This window comes from Streptomyces sp. NPDC044921, from assembly GCF_056432865.1.
Map to the genome: position 1 here is coordinate 1 of NZ_JBWKIF010000035.1, position 17,046 is coordinate 17,046.

General features: G+C 73.6%; 15 protein-coding genes. 5 read left to right on the forward strand and 10 right to left on the reverse strand.

Translation table 11 applies throughout. The features are described from left to right. The coding region (locus AC07DA_RS34625) for a thiamine pyrophosphate-dependent enzyme (RefSeq protein ID WP_479132206.1) at positions 1-462 on the reverse strand (462 nt) is incomplete at its 3' end. Positions 463-856: 394 nt separating this feature from the next. Further along, the gene (locus AC07DA_RS34630) at positions 857-2,455 is read right to left on the reverse strand and encodes a protein kinase domain-containing protein (RefSeq protein WP_479132207.1); all 1,599 of its coding nucleotides are present in this window, start codon (positions 2,453-2,455) and stop codon (positions 857-859) included. A gap of 345 nt (positions 2,456-2,800) precedes the next feature. Here AC07DA_RS34630 and AC07DA_RS34635 point away from each other — a divergent pair, with 345 nt between their 5' ends. Next, complete coding sequence (locus tag AC07DA_RS34635) at positions 2,801-4,435, forward strand: protein kinase domain-containing protein (RefSeq protein WP_479132208.1); 1,635 nt, start codon at positions 2,801-2,803, stop codon at positions 4,433-4,435. A 79-nt stretch (positions 4,436-4,514) separates the two neighbouring features. On the opposite strand, the gene AC07DA_RS34640 is transcribed toward AC07DA_RS34635, so the two are convergent. Then, positions 4,515-5,054 carry a bacterial proteasome activator family protein gene (locus AC07DA_RS34640; RefSeq protein WP_479132209.1) on the reverse strand — a complete coding sequence of 180 codons (540 nt, stop codon included), beginning with the start codon at positions 5,052-5,054 and terminating at the stop codon, positions 4,515-4,517. Between the two features lie 281 nt (positions 5,055-5,335). On the opposite strand from AC07DA_RS34640, the gene AC07DA_RS34645 reads away from it, so the two are divergent. Next, a complete protein-coding gene (locus tag AC07DA_RS34645) occupies positions 5,336-5,791 on the forward strand; it encodes a hypothetical protein (RefSeq protein ID WP_479132210.1) in 456 nt (151 codons plus the stop codon). Here the strand turns inward: AC07DA_RS34645 and AC07DA_RS34650 are convergent. Then, positions 5,788-6,777, reverse strand: a complete 990-nt coding sequence (locus AC07DA_RS34650; RefSeq protein WP_479132211.1) for an NAD(P)H-quinone oxidoreductase — start codon at positions 6,775-6,777, stop codon at positions 5,788-5,790. The two genes, AC07DA_RS34645 and AC07DA_RS34650, sit on opposite strands and share 4 nt — an antisense overlap. 170 nt (positions 6,778-6,947) lie before the next feature. Here AC07DA_RS34650 and AC07DA_RS34655 point away from each other — a divergent pair, with 170 nt between their 5' ends. Both AC07DA_RS34655 and AC07DA_RS34660 read left to right on the forward strand, forming a co-directional pair. Next, a complete protein-coding gene (locus AC07DA_RS34655) occupies positions 6,948-7,979 on the forward strand; it encodes an ATP-binding cassette domain-containing protein (protein WP_479132212.1) in 1,032 nt (343 codons plus the stop codon). Continuing rightward, complete coding sequence (locus AC07DA_RS34660; RefSeq protein WP_479132213.1) at positions 7,976-8,824, forward strand: ABC transporter permease; 849 nt, start codon at positions 7,976-7,978, stop codon at positions 8,822-8,824. Before AC07DA_RS34655 ends, AC07DA_RS34660 begins: the two co-directional genes overlap by 4 nt. 88 nt (positions 8,825-8,912) lie before the next feature. On the opposite strand, the gene AC07DA_RS34665 is transcribed toward AC07DA_RS34660, so the two are convergent. The 6 genes from AC07DA_RS34665 to pdhA form a co-directional block, all read right to left on the reverse strand. Then, positions 8,913-10,013: a potassium channel family protein gene (locus AC07DA_RS34665; protein ID WP_479132214.1), complete on the reverse strand. Its 1,101-nt coding sequence runs from the start codon at positions 10,011-10,013 to the stop codon at positions 8,913-8,915. Next, positions 10,010-11,440: a molybdopterin molybdotransferase MoeA gene (locus AC07DA_RS34670; protein WP_479132215.1), complete on the reverse strand. Its 1,431-nt coding sequence runs from the start codon at positions 11,438-11,440 to the stop codon at positions 10,010-10,012. Before AC07DA_RS34670 ends, AC07DA_RS34665 begins: the two co-directional genes overlap by 4 nt. After that, positions 11,437-12,423 (reverse strand): NTP transferase domain-containing protein, encoded by a 987-nt coding sequence (locus AC07DA_RS34675; protein WP_479132217.1) that lies wholly within the window; start codon positions 12,421-12,423, stop codon positions 11,437-11,439. The genes AC07DA_RS34670 and AC07DA_RS34675 overlap by 4 nt, the downstream gene beginning before the upstream one ends. A gap of 85 nt (positions 12,424-12,508) precedes the next feature. Further along, on the reverse strand, positions 12,509-14,158 hold the full coding sequence (locus tag AC07DA_RS34680; RefSeq protein WP_479132218.1) for a dihydrolipoamide acetyltransferase family protein: 1,650 nt from the start codon (positions 14,156-14,158) through the stop codon (positions 12,509-12,511). After that, on the reverse strand, positions 14,158-15,162 hold the full coding sequence (locus AC07DA_RS34685) for an alpha-ketoacid dehydrogenase subunit beta (protein WP_479132219.1): 1,005 nt from the start codon (positions 15,160-15,162) through the stop codon (positions 14,158-14,160). The genes AC07DA_RS34680 and AC07DA_RS34685 overlap by 1 nt, the downstream gene beginning before the upstream one ends. Continuing rightward, positions 15,159-16,298: a pyruvate dehydrogenase (acetyl-transferring) E1 component subunit alpha gene (gene pdhA, locus AC07DA_RS34690; protein ID WP_479132220.1), complete on the reverse strand. Its 1,140-nt coding sequence runs from the start codon at positions 16,296-16,298 to the stop codon at positions 15,159-15,161. The genes AC07DA_RS34685 and pdhA overlap by 4 nt, the downstream gene beginning before the upstream one ends. Positions 16,299-16,487: 189 nt before the next feature. On the opposite strand from pdhA, the gene AC07DA_RS34695 reads away from it, so the two are divergent. Further along, positions 16,488-16,973, forward strand: coding sequence for an Lrp/AsnC family transcriptional regulator (locus AC07DA_RS34695; RefSeq protein WP_479132255.1), 486 nt, complete (start codon positions 16,488-16,490; stop codon positions 16,971-16,973). The last annotated feature ends 73 nt before the right edge of the window (positions 16,974-17,046 follow it).

The window sequence follows — 17,046 nt, forward strand, 5'->3', positions numbered from 1 at the left end:
GTTGTTCACCCCGCGGAACATGCCGAGCAGGTTGGTCGGGTCCACCCCGCGGCACCAGGCGACGCCGTGCTCGCGGTAGGTCGGGAAGACGTAGTCGTCGTCGCGCAGGGCCCGTCCGGAGCCGATCTGGGCGGCCTCCTGGCCGAGCAGCGAGGCCCACAGGCCCAGCTCGCCCTGGCGCTGCAGGGCGGTGGCCTCGGCGTCGAAGCGGCGGGTGAGCACCATGTCGCGGTAGAGGCCGCGGAGCTCTTCCGGGGTGACACCGGCGACGTACGTGTCGAACTCGGCGTTCTTGACGCGCTCGCCCTCGGGCGTCAGCAGCTGCACGAGCTGGGGCTCGGTGTCCTTCGCGCCGGCGTCCTTCTTGGCGGTGGTGCGGGTGGTGCGCTTGGTGCCGGTGGCGCCGGCCTTGCTTCCGGCGCTGCGTCGCGGTGTGCGCGCGGCAGTGCTCTCCACGGTCACGTGTGCTCCTCCGTCGGTCCGGCCCCCGGGGTTGCCGGTAGGCCAGTGCGGCTCACCTGTTCTCGGCCCACGGGACACGGGGTGGGTGCCACTCGGCCGGGAACAGGCGTGACAGGTGCCCCGGCGAGCGCCCTGCAGAAAGCACGTTACCCAGTGCGCCACATTTCTGTGAAACCCCCTCTGACCTGCGATTTTGCTTGGATATCCAAGTAAATCGGGAAGGCGGCGAAGGGGCCCTGGTCACAGCCTTGCAGGAGGCCGGAGCTACCGCACGTTAACCCGGTGACCCAGGTCACGGGAAGAGTTCTTCTGCGCGCGTGCCCGAACGGCACGCGCGCGTGGGTCCCGTCGCCGGGCCCCACGCGCGCGTGGATCATGCGTTTTCCCCCGGCGGTCAGCCGCCGCCCTCGCCGCCCGGGCCGCCGACGACGCCGGTCGTGGTGCCGGCGTCGGTGCCGCCCGCCGCGTCACCGGTCGGTGTGCCGCCCGGGTCCGTGGGCTCCTCGTCGGTCGGCTCGCCCGTCGGCTCCTCGCTGGTCGGCTCGCGCGTCGGCTCGCCGGTCGGCGACTGGGGGGCGCTCTGCGACGGCGTGTAGGACGGGGTGTACGACGGCGTCCAGTTGCCGTTGCCGTTGCCCGTGCCGGTGCCGTCGTCCGGCGACGTGTCGGTCGGCTCGTCGGTCGCCTCGTCGCTCGGCGTCTCGCTGGGCGTCTTGTCCTCGGTCGTCTGCGAGGAGGTCGGCGACTGCTTCTTGCTCGGGTCGTCCTTGGTGTCGCCGGTGGTCTGCAGGGCCAGCGCGACGCCCGCGGCGACGGCGATCACCGCGAGCACGGCGAGGATCCACAGCTTGCCCCGGCCGCCGCCCCGGTTGCCCTGCCCCTCGAAGCCGCCGTCGTCGCCGTTGCCGTAGCCCGCGGGCAGGATGGGCGAGGGGATCTGCGTGGTGCCGGAGGCGTCCCCGGGGTGGCCCATCACGGCCGTGCCGGCGAAACCGGCCGAGGGGGTGTGCCGGCCCTCGTGCATGTCGACCGGCCCGGTGTTCCAGGTGCCGGTGTGGCCGCCCTGGTCGTAGAGCATCTGCAGCGCGTACTGGACCAGCCCGCGCATCTCCTCGGCCGTCTGGAACCGGTCGTCGGGGTCCTTGGCGAGGGAGCGCATGACCAGGCCGTCCAGCTCCGGCGGGCAGGCGTCGGAGGCCTCGGACGGCGGGGTCGGGATGTCCTGGACGTGCTGGTAGACCACCGACAGCGGGGTCTCGCCGGTGAAGGGCGGGCGCAGCGAGAGGAGCTCGTAGAGCAGGCAGCCCGTGGCGTACAGGTCGGAGCGGTGGTCGACGGCCTTGCCGAGGGCCTGCTCGGGCGAGAGGTACTGCGGGGTGCCCATGACCATGCCGGTCTGCGTCATCGTCGTGGACGCGCCGTGCAGGGCGCGGGCGATGCCGAAGTCCATCACCTTCACGGCGCCGTTGTGCGTGATGATGACGTTGGCGGGCTTGATGTCGCGGTGCACGATGCCGTGCTGGTGCGAATACGCGAGCGCCTCCAGGACGCCGGAGACGATGATCAGCGCCTGCTCGGGGCCGGGCGCCTCGGCGTTCATCAGCAGGTCGCGGATGGTGCGGCCCTCGACCAGCTCCATGACGATGTACGGCACGGACTGGCCGCCGACGAAGTCCTCGCCGGAGTCGTACACCGCGACGATCGCGTGGTGGTTGAGGCCCGCGACCGACTGGGCCTCGCGCGTGAAGCGCGCCTTGGACACCGGGTCCTCGGCGAGGTCGGAGCGGAGCAGCTTGACGGCGACGGTGCGCCCGAGGCGGACGTCCTCGGCGGCGAACACCTCGGCCATGCCGCCCCGGCCGAGTCTGCGGGTCAGCCGGTACCGGCCGTCCCCGACCAGCCCGCCGTTCCCCCAGGACTCCGGCGCGTCCGACATGCCGCCGCCAGTCGCCTCGGGGTCGGACGGGCCCTGAGCGCGCTGCTGCTGTGCCATCAGTCCTCGCCGTCGTTTCTGCCCGCGGTGCGCGCGGTGTTGTTACGGTCTCCGTCGGCCACGCTACAGCCTCTGCGCAAGCCTCCGGTCCGGGACGGGTGGCAGGACCGGCACGAGACGGACGGGCCATGAAACCTTCACTCCGTACTGTCGTGCAAATTCCGTGTACCGGCCGTACGCCCGCTGTAACGCTTCCGCGACGCTTCTTTCGCGTACGGTCACGGAACGGGCACCGAGCTTGACGTGTCAGTGCCCTGGGGCAGACTTGGCCGGGAATGGCGGTTTGGATCAACGACGGATCAGCGACAGCGGCGGCGCCTGCAGGGGCTACGGGGGACGGGGAACATGAGCCAGGACGGCGCACAGGGCCAGTACACGGGACGGGCGCTGGCCAACGGCCGCTATCAGCTGCGTGACCTGCTCGGCCAGGGCGGCATGGCCTCGGTGCACCTCGCGTACGACAGCGTGCTCGACCGGCAGGTCGCCATCAAGACACTCCACACGGACCTCGGCCGGGAGCAGGCCTTCCGCGAGCGGTTCCGCCGCGAGGCCCAGTCCGTGGCCAAGCTCACGCACACCAACATCGTCTCGGTCTTCGACACCGGCGAGGACACCCTCGACGGCATGACGACGCCGTACATCGTCATGGAGTACGTCGAGGGCCGTCCGCTCGGCTCGGTGCTCGACGAGGACGTCCGGCAGCAGGGCGCGATGCCCGCCGACAAGGCGCTGAAGATCACCGCCGACGTGCTCGCGGCCCTGGAGATCAGCCACGAGATGGGCCTGGTCCACCGGGACATCAAGCCGGGCAACGTGATGATGACCAAGCGCGGTGTGGTCAAGGTCATGGACTTCGGCATCGCCCGCGCCATGCAGTCCGGTGTGACGTCGATGACGCAGACCGGCATGGTCGTCGGCACCCCGCAGTACCTCTCGCCGGAACAGGCCCTCGGCCGCGGCGTCGACGCCCGCTCCGACCTGTACTCGGTCGGCATCATGCTGTTCCAGCTGGTCACCGGGCGGCTGCCGTTCGACGCCGACTCGCCGCTGGCCATCGCGTACGCGCACGTCCAGGAGGAGCCGCCGGTCGCCTCCTCGGTCAACCGCGCGCTGCCCCCGGCCGTGGACGCGCTGATCGCCCGCGCGCTGAAGAAGAACCCGAACGAGCGCTTCCCGAGCGCGGAGGCCATGCGCGGCGAGTGCCTGCGGGTGGCGGCGTCCTTCCAGGCCGCGCCGCCGAGCATCGTGCCGGGCGCGCAGGCCCCGAGCGGCGCGGGCGTCGGCTCGGCCGTGTTCCCGCCGGTCGACCAGGCGACCCCGGCCCCCTCGGGCCAGGTGCAGACGCCGTACCAGCCGGCCCCGCCGCCCAACCCGTACGGCACCCCGGCCCCCTCCCCGGCCTACGGCTACCCGCAGCAGGGCGGCTACCCGACGCCGAACCCGGCCGCGTACTCCCCGCAGCCCGGGCCGTCGACGCCGCCGCCGTACAACCTGACGCCCCAGTCCGGGACCGCGTCCTCGGGCGACGGCCGGAGCAACAAGCCGGTGGTCATCGGCTCGGTCGTCGTGTCCGTCCTCGCGGTCGGCGGCCTGGTCACGGCGCTGCTCCTGACCGGCGGCGGCGAGGACGACAAGGGCGGCGGCAGCAGCCCCAGCGCGTCGGCGTCCGCGGAGAAGAAGCCCGGCTACCGCGGCCCGGACCCGACCAAGACGATCGAGCCCGAGGAGTGCACGGAGCCGCGGGAGTCGTACAACGACCCCGAGAAGATCGAGGTCCCGGACTTCAAGTTCAAGAACATCCAGTCCGTCAAGGCCTGCGCCCAGGCGGCCGGCTGGCAGATCGACACCAAGAACGTCGACGAGAACACCTACGGCGAGGGGACGGTCATGAACCAGTTCCCGTCCAAGGGCACCGACGTCGACCCGGACGACATGCCGACGATCGAGCTGAACGTCTCGACGGGCAACCCCCCGTCCTGACCCGGGCGGTACGGACACGAGGAAGGGCCCGGCGGCTCCGGCCGCCGGGCCCTTTCGTCCGTGGAGCTATGCCGGAGGTCTACAGGTACGGGCCGCCGGACCGGCCGCCGGGGTGCTGCTCGTCGAGGCCCTCGTGCACCACGCCGGGCGGGAGGGCGCGGCGCATCTGCTCCAGCTGGGCGCGCGCCGCCATCTGCTGCGCGAACAGCGTCGTCTGGATCCCGTGGAAGAGACCCTCCAGCCAGCCGACCAGCTGGGCCTGCGCGATGCGCAGTTCCGCGTCGCTGGGGGTCGCCTCGTCCGTGAAGGGCAGGGAAAGCCGCTCCAGCTCCTCGACCAGCTCGGGTGCCAGACCGTCCTCCAGCTCCTTCACCGAGCTGGCGTGGATCTCCTTGAGCCGGACCCGGCTGGCCTCGTCGAGGGGAGCCGCGCGCACCTCCTCCAGCAGCTGCTTGATCATGCTGCCGATCCGCATGACCTTCGCGGGCTGCTCCACCTGCTCCGTGACCGGGGTCTCGCGGGAGTCCTCGTCTGAGCCGCCACCGAGCGCCATGCCGTCCTGGCCCACGACCAGGATCTGCGGGTTCTCCGGCGACCTTTCTTTCCTCGGCATCTCCATGCCGCCATTCTCTCGCACGCCTGCACCTCACCTGTGTGGTGCCCCCGGCTGAGGCTGATCCACCGTGTCGGAGGAGACGTGCCGCCCGGGCGCCGGGTTGCTTCCCGGCGAACGGTTCCCCCTCCCGGGTGAGGGCCGGAACCCCGGCGCACCGCCCGCGATTCCGCCCGTCGGCCGAACCTGGAGTGCCGCGCGGGCGGGGCGGTGTGAGGCTGATGGCCTCGACATGACCGAACGTGCCGTTTCCGCCCCACCGGGCACGGCGGGAGGGGGTCACCCCCGTGACTCCATGGCTACGCGCACTGCGGACGGCCGGACTGGTGGTCGCCCTGGGGGCGGGTGCGCTCGTCTCACCGTACGGGGCCGTCCCGGCGTACGGCGAGGAGGCCGGGGCGGGAGCCGTCGCCGCCCCGTCCGCCCCGTCAGGGACGGGGGAGCCCTCCAGGGCCGGCAGCCGGGCGGGCGAGGGGCGGCAGCGGCCGGGGCGGCCGGAGAGCACCGGGGAGGAGCCGGACGCCACCGACCGGGCCACCGCGCCCGAGCCGCCCCGGGAGGCCCTCCCGCTGCCCACATCACCGGCGGAGCCGCCCGTGCGGGAGGCCGCCGCCGCCCGCGCCGACCGTCCCGTCGGCCCGGTCCTGCGGATCCTGCCGCTGGGCAGCGGGCTGGTGCTGATCGGCCTCGGCCTCGCCCTCGCGTTCGTCGGCCTCCGGCTGCGGCGCCCGGGGCCCTTCTAGGCGCCCTGCGGCGTGATCAGCAGCACCTTGCCGATGTGGCCGCTCTCCTCCACGATCCGGTGGGCGGCGGCCGCCTGCGGCATCGGCAGCTCCCGGTCGACGACCGGGCGCACCCGGCCCGTGGCGAACAGCGGCCAGACGTGTTCGCGGACGGCCGCGACGATGGCGGCCTTCTCCTCCTTCGGCCGGGCCCGCAGCGACGTGGCGGTGATGGCGGCGCGCTTGGCGAGCAGGGCCCCGATGTTCAGCTCGCCCTTGACGCCGCCCTGCATGCCGATGATCGCCAGCCGGCCGTTGACCGCGAGCGCCCTGACGTTGCGCTCCAGGTACTTGGCGCCCATGTTGTCGAGGACGACGTCGGCCCCGGCTCCGTCCGTGGCCTTCCTGACCTCGTCGACGAAGTCCTGCTCGCGGTAGTTGATCAGGATGTCCGCGCCCAGTTCGGCGCACCGCTCCAGCTTCTCCTCGGTGCCGGCCGTGACGGCGACCCGGGCGCCGACGGCCTTGGCCAGCTGGATGGCCATGGTGCCGATGCCGCTGGACCCGCCGTGCACGAGCAGCGTCTCGCCGGGGCGCAGGTGGGCGACCATGAAGACGTTCGACCAGACCGTGCAGACCACCTCGGGCAGCGCCGCGGCCTGCTTCAGGTCCACGCCCTCGGGCACGGGCAGCAGCTGCCCGGCCGGGACGGCCACCCTCTCGGCGTAGCCGCCGCCGGCCAGCAGCGCGCACACCTCGTCGCCGACGTTCCAGCCGGAGACGCCGGGGCCCAGCCCGGCGACGCGCCCGGAGCACTCCAGGCCGGGGTACGGGGACGCGCCGGGCGGCGGGTCGTAGAAGCCCTGCCGCTGCAGGAGGTCGGCGCGGTTGACGGCCCCGGCCGTCACCTCGACCAGGACCTCGCCCTCGCCGGGCACGGGATCGGGGACCTCGTCCCAGACCAGCGCCTCGGGACCACCGGGTTCGGGAATCGTGATCGCATACATGAAGGGGACGCTACCCCCAGGTCCCGGGACCGAGTCCGGTCCGTCCCGGGACCGGTGCCGGCTGGGTCGTTGGTCCGGTCCTCGCGAAAACCGGTGTGCGGGACCGATGAGTTTGCGCCACCGTGAAGGTCTCCCCATGCGTAGCCACCGTGCACGGAAGGACCCGAAGCATGAGCACGCAGACGTCCGGCCTGGCGATCGAGACCGCGGGGCTGGTGAAGACGTTCGGCGAGACGAGGGCCGTAGACGGAGTCGACCTGGCCGTGCCCGCGGGCACGGTCTACGGCGTCCTCGGCCCGAACGGCGCCGGCAAGACCACCACCGTGAAGATGCTCGCCACCCTCCTGCGACCGGACGGCGGGCAGGCGCACGTCTTCGGGCACGACGTCGTCCGGGAGGCCGACGAGGTGCGCGGCCGGGTGAGCCTCACCGGCCAGTACGCCTCGGTCGACGAGGACCTCACCGGCACGGAGAACCTGGTCCTGCTGGGCCGGCTCCTCGGCCACCACAAGAAGGCCGCCCGGGACCGCGCCGCACAGCTGCTGGAGGCCTTCGGGCTCACGGAGGCGGCGGGCAAGCAGGTCAAGCAGTACTCGGGCGGTATGCGGCGCCGGATCGACATCGCCGCGTCCATCCTCAACACCCCCGACCTGCTCTTCCTGGACGAGCCGACGACCGGCCTGGACCCGCGCAGCCGCAACCAGGTGTGGGAGATCGTGCGGGCGGTGGTCGCCCAGGGCACCACCGTGCTGCTGACCACGCAGTACCTGGACGAGGCGGACCAGTTGGCGTCCCGGATCGCCGTCATCGACCGCGGCCGGGTGATCGCCGAGGGCACCAAGGGCGAGCTCAAGTCGTCCGTGGGCGCCGGATCCGTCCACCTGCGGCTGCGCGAGGCCGGCCAGCGGCCCCTCGCGGCCGACCTGCTGCGCCGGACCCTCGACGCGCGGGTGCAGCTGGAGCCCGACCAGGTCGCCCTGACCGCCCGCCTCGGCACGGCGGCGAGCGACGACTCCGCCGCCGAGCAGGCCGCCCGCGCGCTGAGCGAGCTGGCCCGCGCCGGGATCACGGTCGACAACTTCTCCCTGGGCCAGCCCAGCCTGGACGAGGTGTTCCTCGCCCTCACCGGGCACGACACGCACGACTCGCCGGGGCACCCCGGCGACCACTCCACCGACCCGAAGGACGAGGTGGCGGCATGAGCACCGCGACGACCACAGAGAGCAAGGAACTCGCCCCCGTCAGCACCGAGTCCCTCGCCGCGCTGCTCATCGCCAGGGAGCGGCCGCCGCGCCCCAGCGCCTGGTCGGCGTCGATGACCTTCGGCTGGCGGGCCATCCTGAAGATCAAGCACGTGCCGGAGCAGCTCTTCGACGTCACGGCGTTCCCGATCATGATGGTGCTGATGTACACGTACCTGTTCGGCGGGGCGCTGGCCGGCTCGCCGCAGGAGTACATCCAGTTCCTGCTGCCGGGCATCCTCGTGATGTCGGTCGTGATGATCACGATGTACACGGGCGTCTCGGTGAACACCGACATCGAGAAGGGCGTCTTCGACCGGTTCCGCAGCCTGCCGATCTGGCGGCCCTCGACGATGGTCGGCTACCTCCTCGGCGACGCCCTGCGGTACACGATCGCCTCGGTCGTGATGCTGACCGTCGGCATGATCCTCGGCTACCGGGCGGACGGCGGGGTCGGGGGCGTACTCGCCGGGATCGCGCTGCTGGTGCTGTTCTCGTTCGCCTTCTCGTGGATCTGGACGATGTTCGGGCTGCTGCTGCGCACCGAGAAGTCGGTGATGGGCGTCAGCATGATGGTGATCTTCCCGCTCACCTTCCTGTCGAACGTCTTCGTCGACCCGAGGACGATGCCGGGCTGGCTGCAGGCGTTCGTCAACAACAGCCCCGTCACGCACCTGGCGTCGGCGGTGCGGGGGCTGATGGCCGGCGACTGGCCGGCCGGCGAGGTCGCCTGGACGCTGGGCTGGGCCGGGCTGTTCGTGCTGGTCTTCGGGCCGGTCACGATGCGGCTGTACAACCGGAAGTGACGCCGGGACACGCGGCCGGCCCCCGCGCACGCACCTCGTGCGCGGGGGCCGGTCGCGTGTCCGGTGCCGGGGGCGCCGTCGGTCGCCGTCAGCCGCCGCGGTGCATGGGCCTGATGTCGGGGGTGACCTGGGTCGCCGGTGTCTTGCGGACGATCGTGATGAGACGGTCGGTCAGCTCCAGCTTCCCCACGGCCGGGTCGTCGTACCCGAGCACCCGGTGCCCGCGTATCACGCTGACCACCAGGTCGGCGACCTCGCGCGGCGTCTTGCCCACCTCGGCCTTGACGACCGGGCGTTCGACGATGTCGAGGCCGCTGCCCTGGTGGATGAGGTCCTCCATGACCATGCCCGCGGAAGGGCTCAGCACGGAGAGGCCGAGCAGCCGGCCGGCGGCGCTGGCGCTGGTGATGACGGCGTCGGCGCCGGACTGCTTGAGCAGCGGCGCGTTCTCCTCCTCGCGCACCGCGGCCACGATCTTCGCCCCGCGGTTGAGCTGCCGGGCCGTCAGCGCCACCAGCACCGCCGTGTCGTCGCGCTGGGTGGCGATGATGATCTGGCGCGCCTTGTGCACCTCGGCCCGCTTCAGCACCTCGCTGCGGGTCGCGTCCCCGACGATGCCCGCGTACCCCTCGGCGGTCGCCGCGTCGATCACCTTGGAACTGGGGTCCACCACGACCACCTGTTCCTTCTTCAGCCCCGTCGCGCAGACGGTTTGGATCGCCGACCGGCCCTTGGTGCCGAAGCCGATGACGACGGTGTGGTCGCGCAAGGTGGACCTCCAGCGGGTCAGTCGCCACTCCTCACGGGTGCGCTCGGTGAGGGCTTCGAGGGTGGTACCGACCAGGATGATCAGGAAGAGCACGCGCAGGGGCGTGACGACGAGGATGTTGGTGAGCCGGGCGCTTTCACTGGCCGGCGTGATGTCACCGTATCCGGTGGTGGAGAGGGTGACGGTCGCGTAGTAGAACGCGTCGAGGAGGCTGATCCCTCCGCCCGCGTTGTCGTTGTAGCCGTCGCGGTCGGCGTAGACGATCAGGGCGGTCGCGATCAGGACCAGCAGGGCGATGGAGAGCCGTTTGGAGACCTGGCGGAGCGGATGCTCCACCACCTTCCTCGGAAGGCTCACCCGATGGGTCACCAGATGCTCGTCGGCCTGGCGGGCGATCGCGTCCTGGCCCGGAAGTTTCACGTGAAACACACCCCGATTCCTGCGGACGCCCAGGGCAGGTCCAGCAGTTCCGTCTCCTGCCCGGGACGTGCGCCGCCGGGCGGCACGACGGCCAGAGCGTCGGCAGCGGCGATGCCGCGCAGCATGGCCGGGCCGTTGTAGTGCAGCGGCACCGCCTGGTCGCCGCGCAGGGCGACGGGGACGAGCCGCGTGTCGTACGGGTGGCCCTGGACGCCGTCCCGCAGCGGCAGGGTGTAGGTCTCCGGGGCCGGGCGGGCGGCGAGGATCCGCAGCAGCGGTTCGGCGAGCGTCAGCAGCCCGGAGACGGCGGCGAGCGGGTTGCCCGGCAGCCCGACGAGGTGCTGGGTCTCCGTGGTGCGCGCCAGCAGCATGGGGTGCCCGGGCCGCACCGTGACGCCGTCGACGAGGAGTTCGGCGCCGAGCCGGCGCAAGGTGGGGTGGACATGGTCGACGGGGCCCGCAGCGGTGCCTCCGGTGGTGACGACGATGTCGGCCTCGGAGGTGCCGATCGCCTCGTGCAGGGCGTCGGCGTCGTCGCGGACGCGCCGTACGGCGGTGATCTCGGCGCCGAGCGCCCGCAGCCAGGGCGGCAGCATCGGGCCGAGGGCGTCCCGGATCAGCCCGTCGTGCGGCAGCCCTTCGGCGAGCAGCTCGTCGCCGAGGACCAGGACGTCGGCCCGGGGGCGCGGGACGGCGGTGACGGTGTCGTATCCGGCCGCCGCGGCGAGCCCGAGCACGGCCGGGGTGACGAGGGTGCCGACGGGCAGGAGCTGGTCACCGGTGCGGCATTCCTGGCCGCGCGGGCGGATGTCCTGGCCGGTCATGACGTCCCGGGTCGGGTAGAGGCGGCCCTTGTCGTCGGTGCGGCCGTGCTCGGAGCGCAGGACGGCGGTGGTGTCCGGGGGGATGCGCGCGCCGGTGGCGATGGGTACGGCCTCGCCGTCGGTGAGGGGCGCCGGGCCGGTCTGCCCGGCCAGGACGCCTTCCTCCCGGACCGCCCACGGGGCGGGACCGGCGACCGCCCAGCCGTCCATCGCGGAGGTGTCGAAGGAGGGGAGGTCGGTGAGGGCGTCGAGCGGGGTGGCCAGGGTGAGGCCGAGGGCGGCGCCCAGCGGCACGGAGACAGGGGCGCGGCGGGCGGCCCGGACGGCACCGCGCGCGGCCCGTTCGGCGACGGCGCGGGCCTCCGGCCAGGGGGTGGCGCGGTGGCGGTCGGAGGCGGCGGGGGAGTCCTGCCGGTGGGGGACAGGGGTGTCCTGCCGGTGGGCGGTGCTGTCCTGCCGGTGGGAGGCGGCGGGACCGTACGTATCGCCCCGGCCGGCGGGGCCGCGCGCGTGGTGGCCGTGACTGTCGTTCACGAGGGCGAGCACCTCCTCGACGTCGAGGTCCTCGGCGTCCTCACCGGTGCGGCTGCCGGGCGGGGTCATCCGGCGTCCGGCCTGGTGTCGGGGGTGGCGTCGGGGGCGACGTCGGCCCGGGCGGCAGGGGGCGCGGTGGCGGCGGAGGACGCGGCGTCGGCGGTGGTCTCCTCGGCCCAGCGCGCCGCGAGCGCCGCGGCCTTGCGGGCGGCCTCGGCGACCGCTTCCGGGCCACCGCCCGCCCGTGCGGCCGCGTAGCCGACGAGGAAGGTGGTCAGCGGCGCCGCGGGCCTGTCCACGGAGTGCGCGGCGTCGCGGGCGAGGTCGAGCAGGCCCCGGGCGTCGACGTCGAGGTCGATGCCCAGTTCGTCCTTGACGGCGGAAATCCATTCATCCAACACGTGCCCATGCTCCCTGATGCGTGCCCTGGCGGTGGCGATGTCGTCCCAGGTGTCGCAGTCGAAGGACGCGACGGGGTCGGCGATGCGGGTGAGGTGCAGCTCGGCGACGAGGCGCCGCAGCGCAAGACCGTGCGCGGAGCCGTGCCGGGCGGTGAGGCGCGCGAGCGTCCCGCGCAGGCGCGGCGCGCGGTACGCGGCCACGAGCGGCTGGTCGCGGCCGTCGGGATCGGTCAGCAGCACGCCGTCGGCGTCGCTCGCGCGGAGCGTGTCCAGGAGCCGCCCCACGGTCCGCTCGCCGAGGAACGGCAGGTCGGCGGAGACCACCAGGACGTGCTCGGCGGTGGTGTGCCGCAGTCCGGCGTCGAGCGCGGCGAGCGGGCCGCCGCCGGGCGGGTCCTCGCGGGCCCAGGTCACCGGCCGCGCGGTCGGCCGGGGCGCGGCGACGACGACGGTGGTGCCGGCGCCCGCGCAGGCCGCGAGCACCCGGTCGAGCAGGGGCCGCCCGCCCACGCGCACGCCGGGCTTGTCCGCGCCGCCCAGACGCCGGGCGGCGCCGCCCGCGAGCACGACGGCGTCGTACGCGGCCGGCTCGGCTCGCTGCCCGGGGCCGGTCGTGGCACCGGGCGCGCCGGGGTACTGGTGTGCGGTCACCCCCCGAGTATGCGTGCCCCCGCGATCACACGGAACGCGGGGGAAGCGACACGATCACGGGCAGCGGCTCGCGGAGGAACAGGAATCACAGCGTCCGCAGCAGCACCGCCGGCTGTTCCACACAGTCCGCCACGTAGCGGAGGAAACCGCCGGCCACGCCACCGTCGCACACCCGGTGGTCGAAGGTGAGCGAGAGCTGGACGACCTGGCGCACCGCGAGCTCGCCCTCGTGCACCCAGGGCTTGGGGACGATGCGGCCGACGCCGAGCATGGCGGCCTCGGGGTGGTTGATGATCGGCGTGGAGCCGTCGACGCCGAAGACGCCGTAGTTGTTCAGCGTGAAGGTCCCGCCGGTCAGGTCCGCCGGTGTCAGCGTCCCGGCCCGGCCCGCCTCGGTCAGCCGGGCGAACTCGGCCGTCAGCGACTCGGCGTCCCGCGCGTGCGCGTCCCGTACGACCGGCACGACGAGCCCGCGGTCGGTCTGCGCCGCGAAGCCCAGGTGCACGTGGTCGAACCGGACGATCTCCCTGGCCTCCGTGTCCACCGTGGAGTTGAGCTCCGGGAAGCGCGCGAGAGCGGCGGTGCAGATCCGGGCCAGCAGGGCCAGGAGGGAGATCTTGGGGCCTCCGGCCGCGTTCATGGCCGCGCGGGCCCGCATCAGCTCCGTGGCGTCCGCGTCCACCCAGCAGGTCGCGTCCGGGATCTCCCGGCGGCTGCGCGCCAGCTTGTCGGCGACGGCGCCGCGGACGCCCTTGAGGGGTGTGCGGATCTCGCCGGGGGCCGTGGTCGCAAAGGACCGGGTCACGGGGGCGGCCGGGCCCGCGGCACGGGCGGCACCGGCCGCGCTCGCCGCCTGCGGCACGGGCGCGTGCGGCTCCGCCGGGGCGGCCGGGGCGCCGCGGCCCGCCGCGCGCAGCGCGTACTCCACGTCGGCGCGCAGGATCAGCCCGTCCGGGCCGGAGCCGGTCAGCTCGCGCAGGTCGAGGCCGTTCTGCCGGGCCAGCCTGCGGACCAGGGGGGATATGACCGGGACGGGTCCGTCGTCGACGGCGACGCCGCCCGCCTGCCCGTTCACCGGACCGCCCGGGTCACCGGCCGCCGCCCGCCCGGCCGCGCCGGCCCCGTCGCCCGGGGCCGCCCCGGCCCGGCCGTTCCCCGCCGCGTCGGGACGCGCGCCACCGGCTTCGGTCCTCGCGGAGACCCCGGTCACCGGCCGCCCCGGCCGGACCCTGCGGCGCCGTGCGGGTGCCTCGGACGTGCCGTAACCGACGAGGACGTTGCCCGAACTGCCGCCACCGTCACGGGACGCGCCCTGGCCGCCGTCACGGGACGCGCCCTGGCCGCCGTCACGGGACGCGCCCTGGCCGCCGTCGCGGGACGGGCTCCCGGCGCCGGTCCCGGATGGGGCCCCCGCTCCGGGCGCCGTGGAGCCACCGCTCCCGGACGGACGGTCGGCGCCGGGGTCCGCGCTGCCGCCGGACGGCGTCCGCTCCCCCACCGCCACCGTGATCAGCGGGGCTCCGACGGGCAGCTCCTGGCCCTCCTCGCCGAAGCGGGCCGTGACCACACCGCCGTAGGGGCAGGGCACCTCGACCATCGCCTTGGCCGTCTCGACCTCGACCACCGGCTGGTCGATGGCGACGACGTCACCGACCTCGACCAGCCAGCGCACGATCTCCGCCTCGGTGAGCCCCTCACCGAGGTCGGGCAGCTTGAACTCCAGCACCTGTGCCATCAGCTCTCGGCCTCCCACTGCAGGCGCCCCACGGCGTCCAGGATCCGGTCCACACCGGGCAGGTGGTGGCGCTCCAGCATCGGCGGCGGGTACGGCACGTCGAACCCGGCGACACGCAGCACCGGCGCCTCCAGGTGGTGGAAGCAGCGCTCCGTGACCCGGGCCGCGATCTCCCCGCCCGGGCCCCCGAAGGAACCCGACTCGTGGACCACGACCGCGCGTCCCGTCCGCCGTACCGAGGCGCACACCGTCTCGTCGTCGAACGGCACCAGGGAGCGCAGGTCGACGACTTCGAGGTCCCAGCCCTCGGCCCGGGCCGCCTCGGCCGCCTCCATGCAGACGGGTACGGACGGCCCGTACGTGATGAGCGTGGCGCTCCGGCCCGAGCGCCGCACCACCGCGCGGCCGATGGGTTCAACGGGCGCGGGCTCCTCCGGGTTCCAGGCGTCCTTCGACCAGTACAGCCGCTTGGGCTCCAGGAAGACGACCGGGTCGTCGGAGGCGATGGACGCGCGCAGCAGCCCGTAGGCGTCGGCGACGGTCGCGGGCGTGACGACGTGGAGCCCCGGGGTCGCCATGTAGTACGCCTCGGAGGAGTCGCTGTGGTGCTCGACGCCGCCGATGCCGCCGCCGTAGGGGACGCGGATGGTGATCGGCAGGGGCATCGCGCCGCGGGTGCGGTTGCGCATCCGGGAGACGTGCGAGATCAGCTGCTCGAACGCCGGGTAGGCGAACGCGTCGAACTGCATCTCCACGACCGGGCGCAAACCGTACATGGCCATGCCGACGGCCGTGCCGAGGATGCCCGCCTCGGCCAGCGGGGTGTCCGTGCAGCGGTCCTCGCCGAACTCCTTGGCGAGTCCGTCGGTGACGCGGAAGACGCCGCCCAGGGTGCCGACGTCCTCGCCCATGACGTGCACGGCGGGGTCGGCGGCCATCGCGTCGCGCAGCGCGCGCGTGAGGGCCTGCGCCATGGTGGCCGGCTTGACGGCGACGGTGGTCATCGGTGCGTGCCCTCCTCGGCCTCGGCCTCCAGCTCGGCCCGCAGCTGCTCCCGCTGCTCGCGCAGCTGGGGCGTGGGCTCGGCGTAGACGTGGGCGAACAGGTCCATCGGGTCGAGGACCGGGTCCTGGTTCATCTGCTCGCGCAAGGAGGCGGCCATGGTCTCGGCGTCCTGGCGGGCGGCCTCGATGCCGGCCTCGTCGAGCAGGCCGCGCGCGGTCAGCTCGCGCTCCAGCAGAACGATCGGGTCGTGCTCGCGCCAGGCCTCGACCTCGGAGTCGCCGCGGTAGCGGGTCGCGTCGTCGGCGTTGGTGTGCGCGTCCATGCGGTAGGTGATCGCCTCGACGAGGGTGGGGCCGCCGCCCGCGCGGGCGTGGCGCACGGCGTCGGAGAGCACCTCGTGGACGGCCGCGGCGTCGTTGCCGTCGACCAGCCGGCCGGGCATGCCGTAGCCGACGGCCTTGTGGGCCAGCGACGGGGCCGCGGTCTGCTTGGCGAGCGGGACGGAGATCGCGAAGCCGTTGTTCTGCACGAGGAAGACGACCGGGGCCTGCCAGACGGCCGCGAAGTTCAGCGCCTCGTGGAAGTCGCCCTCGCTGGTGCCGCCGTCGCCGACCATGGCCAGCGCGACCACGTCGTCGCCCTTGAGGCGGGCGGCGTGCGCGAGGCCCACGGCGTGCGGCAGCTGCGTGGCGAGCGGGGTGGACAGGGGGGCGACCCGGTGCTCGTACGGGTCGTAGCCGGTGTGCCAGTCGCCGCGCAGCAGCGTCAGCGCCTGGGCCGGCTCCACGCCGCGGGCGACCACGGCGAGGGTGTCGCGGTAGCTCGGGAAGAGCCAGTCGCGCTCCTGGAGCACCATCGCGGCGGCGACCTCGCAGGCCTCCTGGCCGGTGGTGGAGGGGTAGACGGCGAGGCGGCCCTGCTTGGTGAGGGCGGTGGCCTGCGCGTTGTAGCGGCGGCCGCGGACCAGCTGGGCGTACAGCGTCCGCAGCAGCTCCGGGTCGGCCTTCGCGGCCGCCTCGGTGCCGAGGACGCGGTACGGCTCCGCGTCGGGCAGCAGCGGTGCGGGGTCGGTACGCGGCTGCCAGGCGGGCGGCGGGGCCGGCCGGTACGCGCCCCGCTGCTCCATGACCGTCATGACGGCACCTCCTCGTGGGAGCGGCTACGGAGGCGCGTCGGCTGTGACCCGCCTCACCTACCGATTGTTCGGTCGTCGGCACATTTTGGCTACGGGTGACCCCAGGCTGTGGACAAACGGTTCTCCACAGCCTGTGATGGACGCAGGACGTCCATGGCGGGGAGGGTGGCGCGGGTGGCATCTGAACAAATGGCCGAGAGCCGGGACGACGGCGGCGCGCTGCCGCCGGCCCGGCCGCTGGACGCCGTCGACCAGGACATCCTGCGCATGCTCCAGGCGGACGGGCGCGCCTCCATACGGTCGGTCGCCGAACGCGTCCACGTCTCGCGCGCCAACGCCTACGCCCGGATCAACCGGCTCGTCGAGGACGGCGTCATCCGCGGCTTCGGCGCCCGCGTCGACCACGAGCGGGCCGGACAGGGCACCTCCGCGTACATCACGCTGAAGATCGTGCAGAACTCCTGGCGCACCGTGCGCGAGCAGCTCAGACAGCTGCCCGGCGCCTCCCACATCGCCCTGGTGGGCGGCGACTTCGACGTACTGCTGCTGGTGCACGTCTCCGACAACCGGTCGCTGCGCGAGCTGGTGCTCACCCGGCTCCAGGCGATCCCGGAGGTGCTCAGCACGCGCACGCTGCTGGTGTTCGAGGAGGAGGACCTGGAGCCGCAGGGCTGAAACCGGCCGCGCTCGCGGGGTCAGCCCCGGCCGGGGCTCCGCCATCGGGACTGCACCCCGGGGTTCTGCGGGC

Coding starts and splice junctions, on each gene's coding strand:
- AC07DA_RS34640 (WP_479132209.1), bottom strand. CDS start 5,054: ATGGAGATGCCGAGGAAAGAAAGGTCGCCGGAGAACCCGCAGATCCTG.
- AC07DA_RS34635 (WP_479132208.1), top strand. CDS start 2,801: ATGAGCCAGGACGGCGCACAGGGCCAGTACACGGGACGGGCGCTGGCC.
- AC07DA_RS34630 (WP_479132207.1), bottom strand. CDS start 2,455: ATGGCACAGCAGCAGCGCGCTCAGGGCCCGTCCGACCCCGAGGCGACT.
- AC07DA_RS34660 (WP_479132213.1), top strand. CDS start 7,976: ATGAGCACCGCGACGACCACAGAGAGCAAGGAACTCGCCCCCGTCAGC.
- AC07DA_RS34655 (WP_479132212.1), top strand. CDS start 6,948: ATGAGCACGCAGACGTCCGGCCTGGCGATCGAGACCGCGGGGCTGGTG.
- AC07DA_RS34685 (WP_479132219.1), bottom strand. CDS start 15,162: ATGACCACCGTCGCCGTCAAGCCGGCCACCATGGCGCAGGCCCTCACG.
- AC07DA_RS34695 (WP_479132255.1), top strand. CDS start 16,488: ATGGCCGAGAGCCGGGACGACGGCGGCGCGCTGCCGCCGGCCCGGCCG.
- AC07DA_RS34680 (WP_479132218.1), bottom strand. CDS start 14,158: ATGGCACAGGTGCTGGAGTTCAAGCTGCCCGACCTCGGTGAGGGGCTC.
- pdhA (WP_479132220.1), bottom strand. CDS start 16,298: ATGACGGTCATGGAGCAGCGGGGCGCGTACCGGCCGGCCCCGCCGCCC.
- AC07DA_RS34670 (WP_479132215.1), bottom strand. CDS start 11,440: ATGACCCCGCCCGGCAGCCGCACCGGTGAGGACGCCGAGGACCTCGAC.
- AC07DA_RS34650 (WP_479132211.1), bottom strand. CDS start 6,777: ATGTATGCGATCACGATTCCCGAACCCGGTGGTCCCGAGGCGCTGGTC.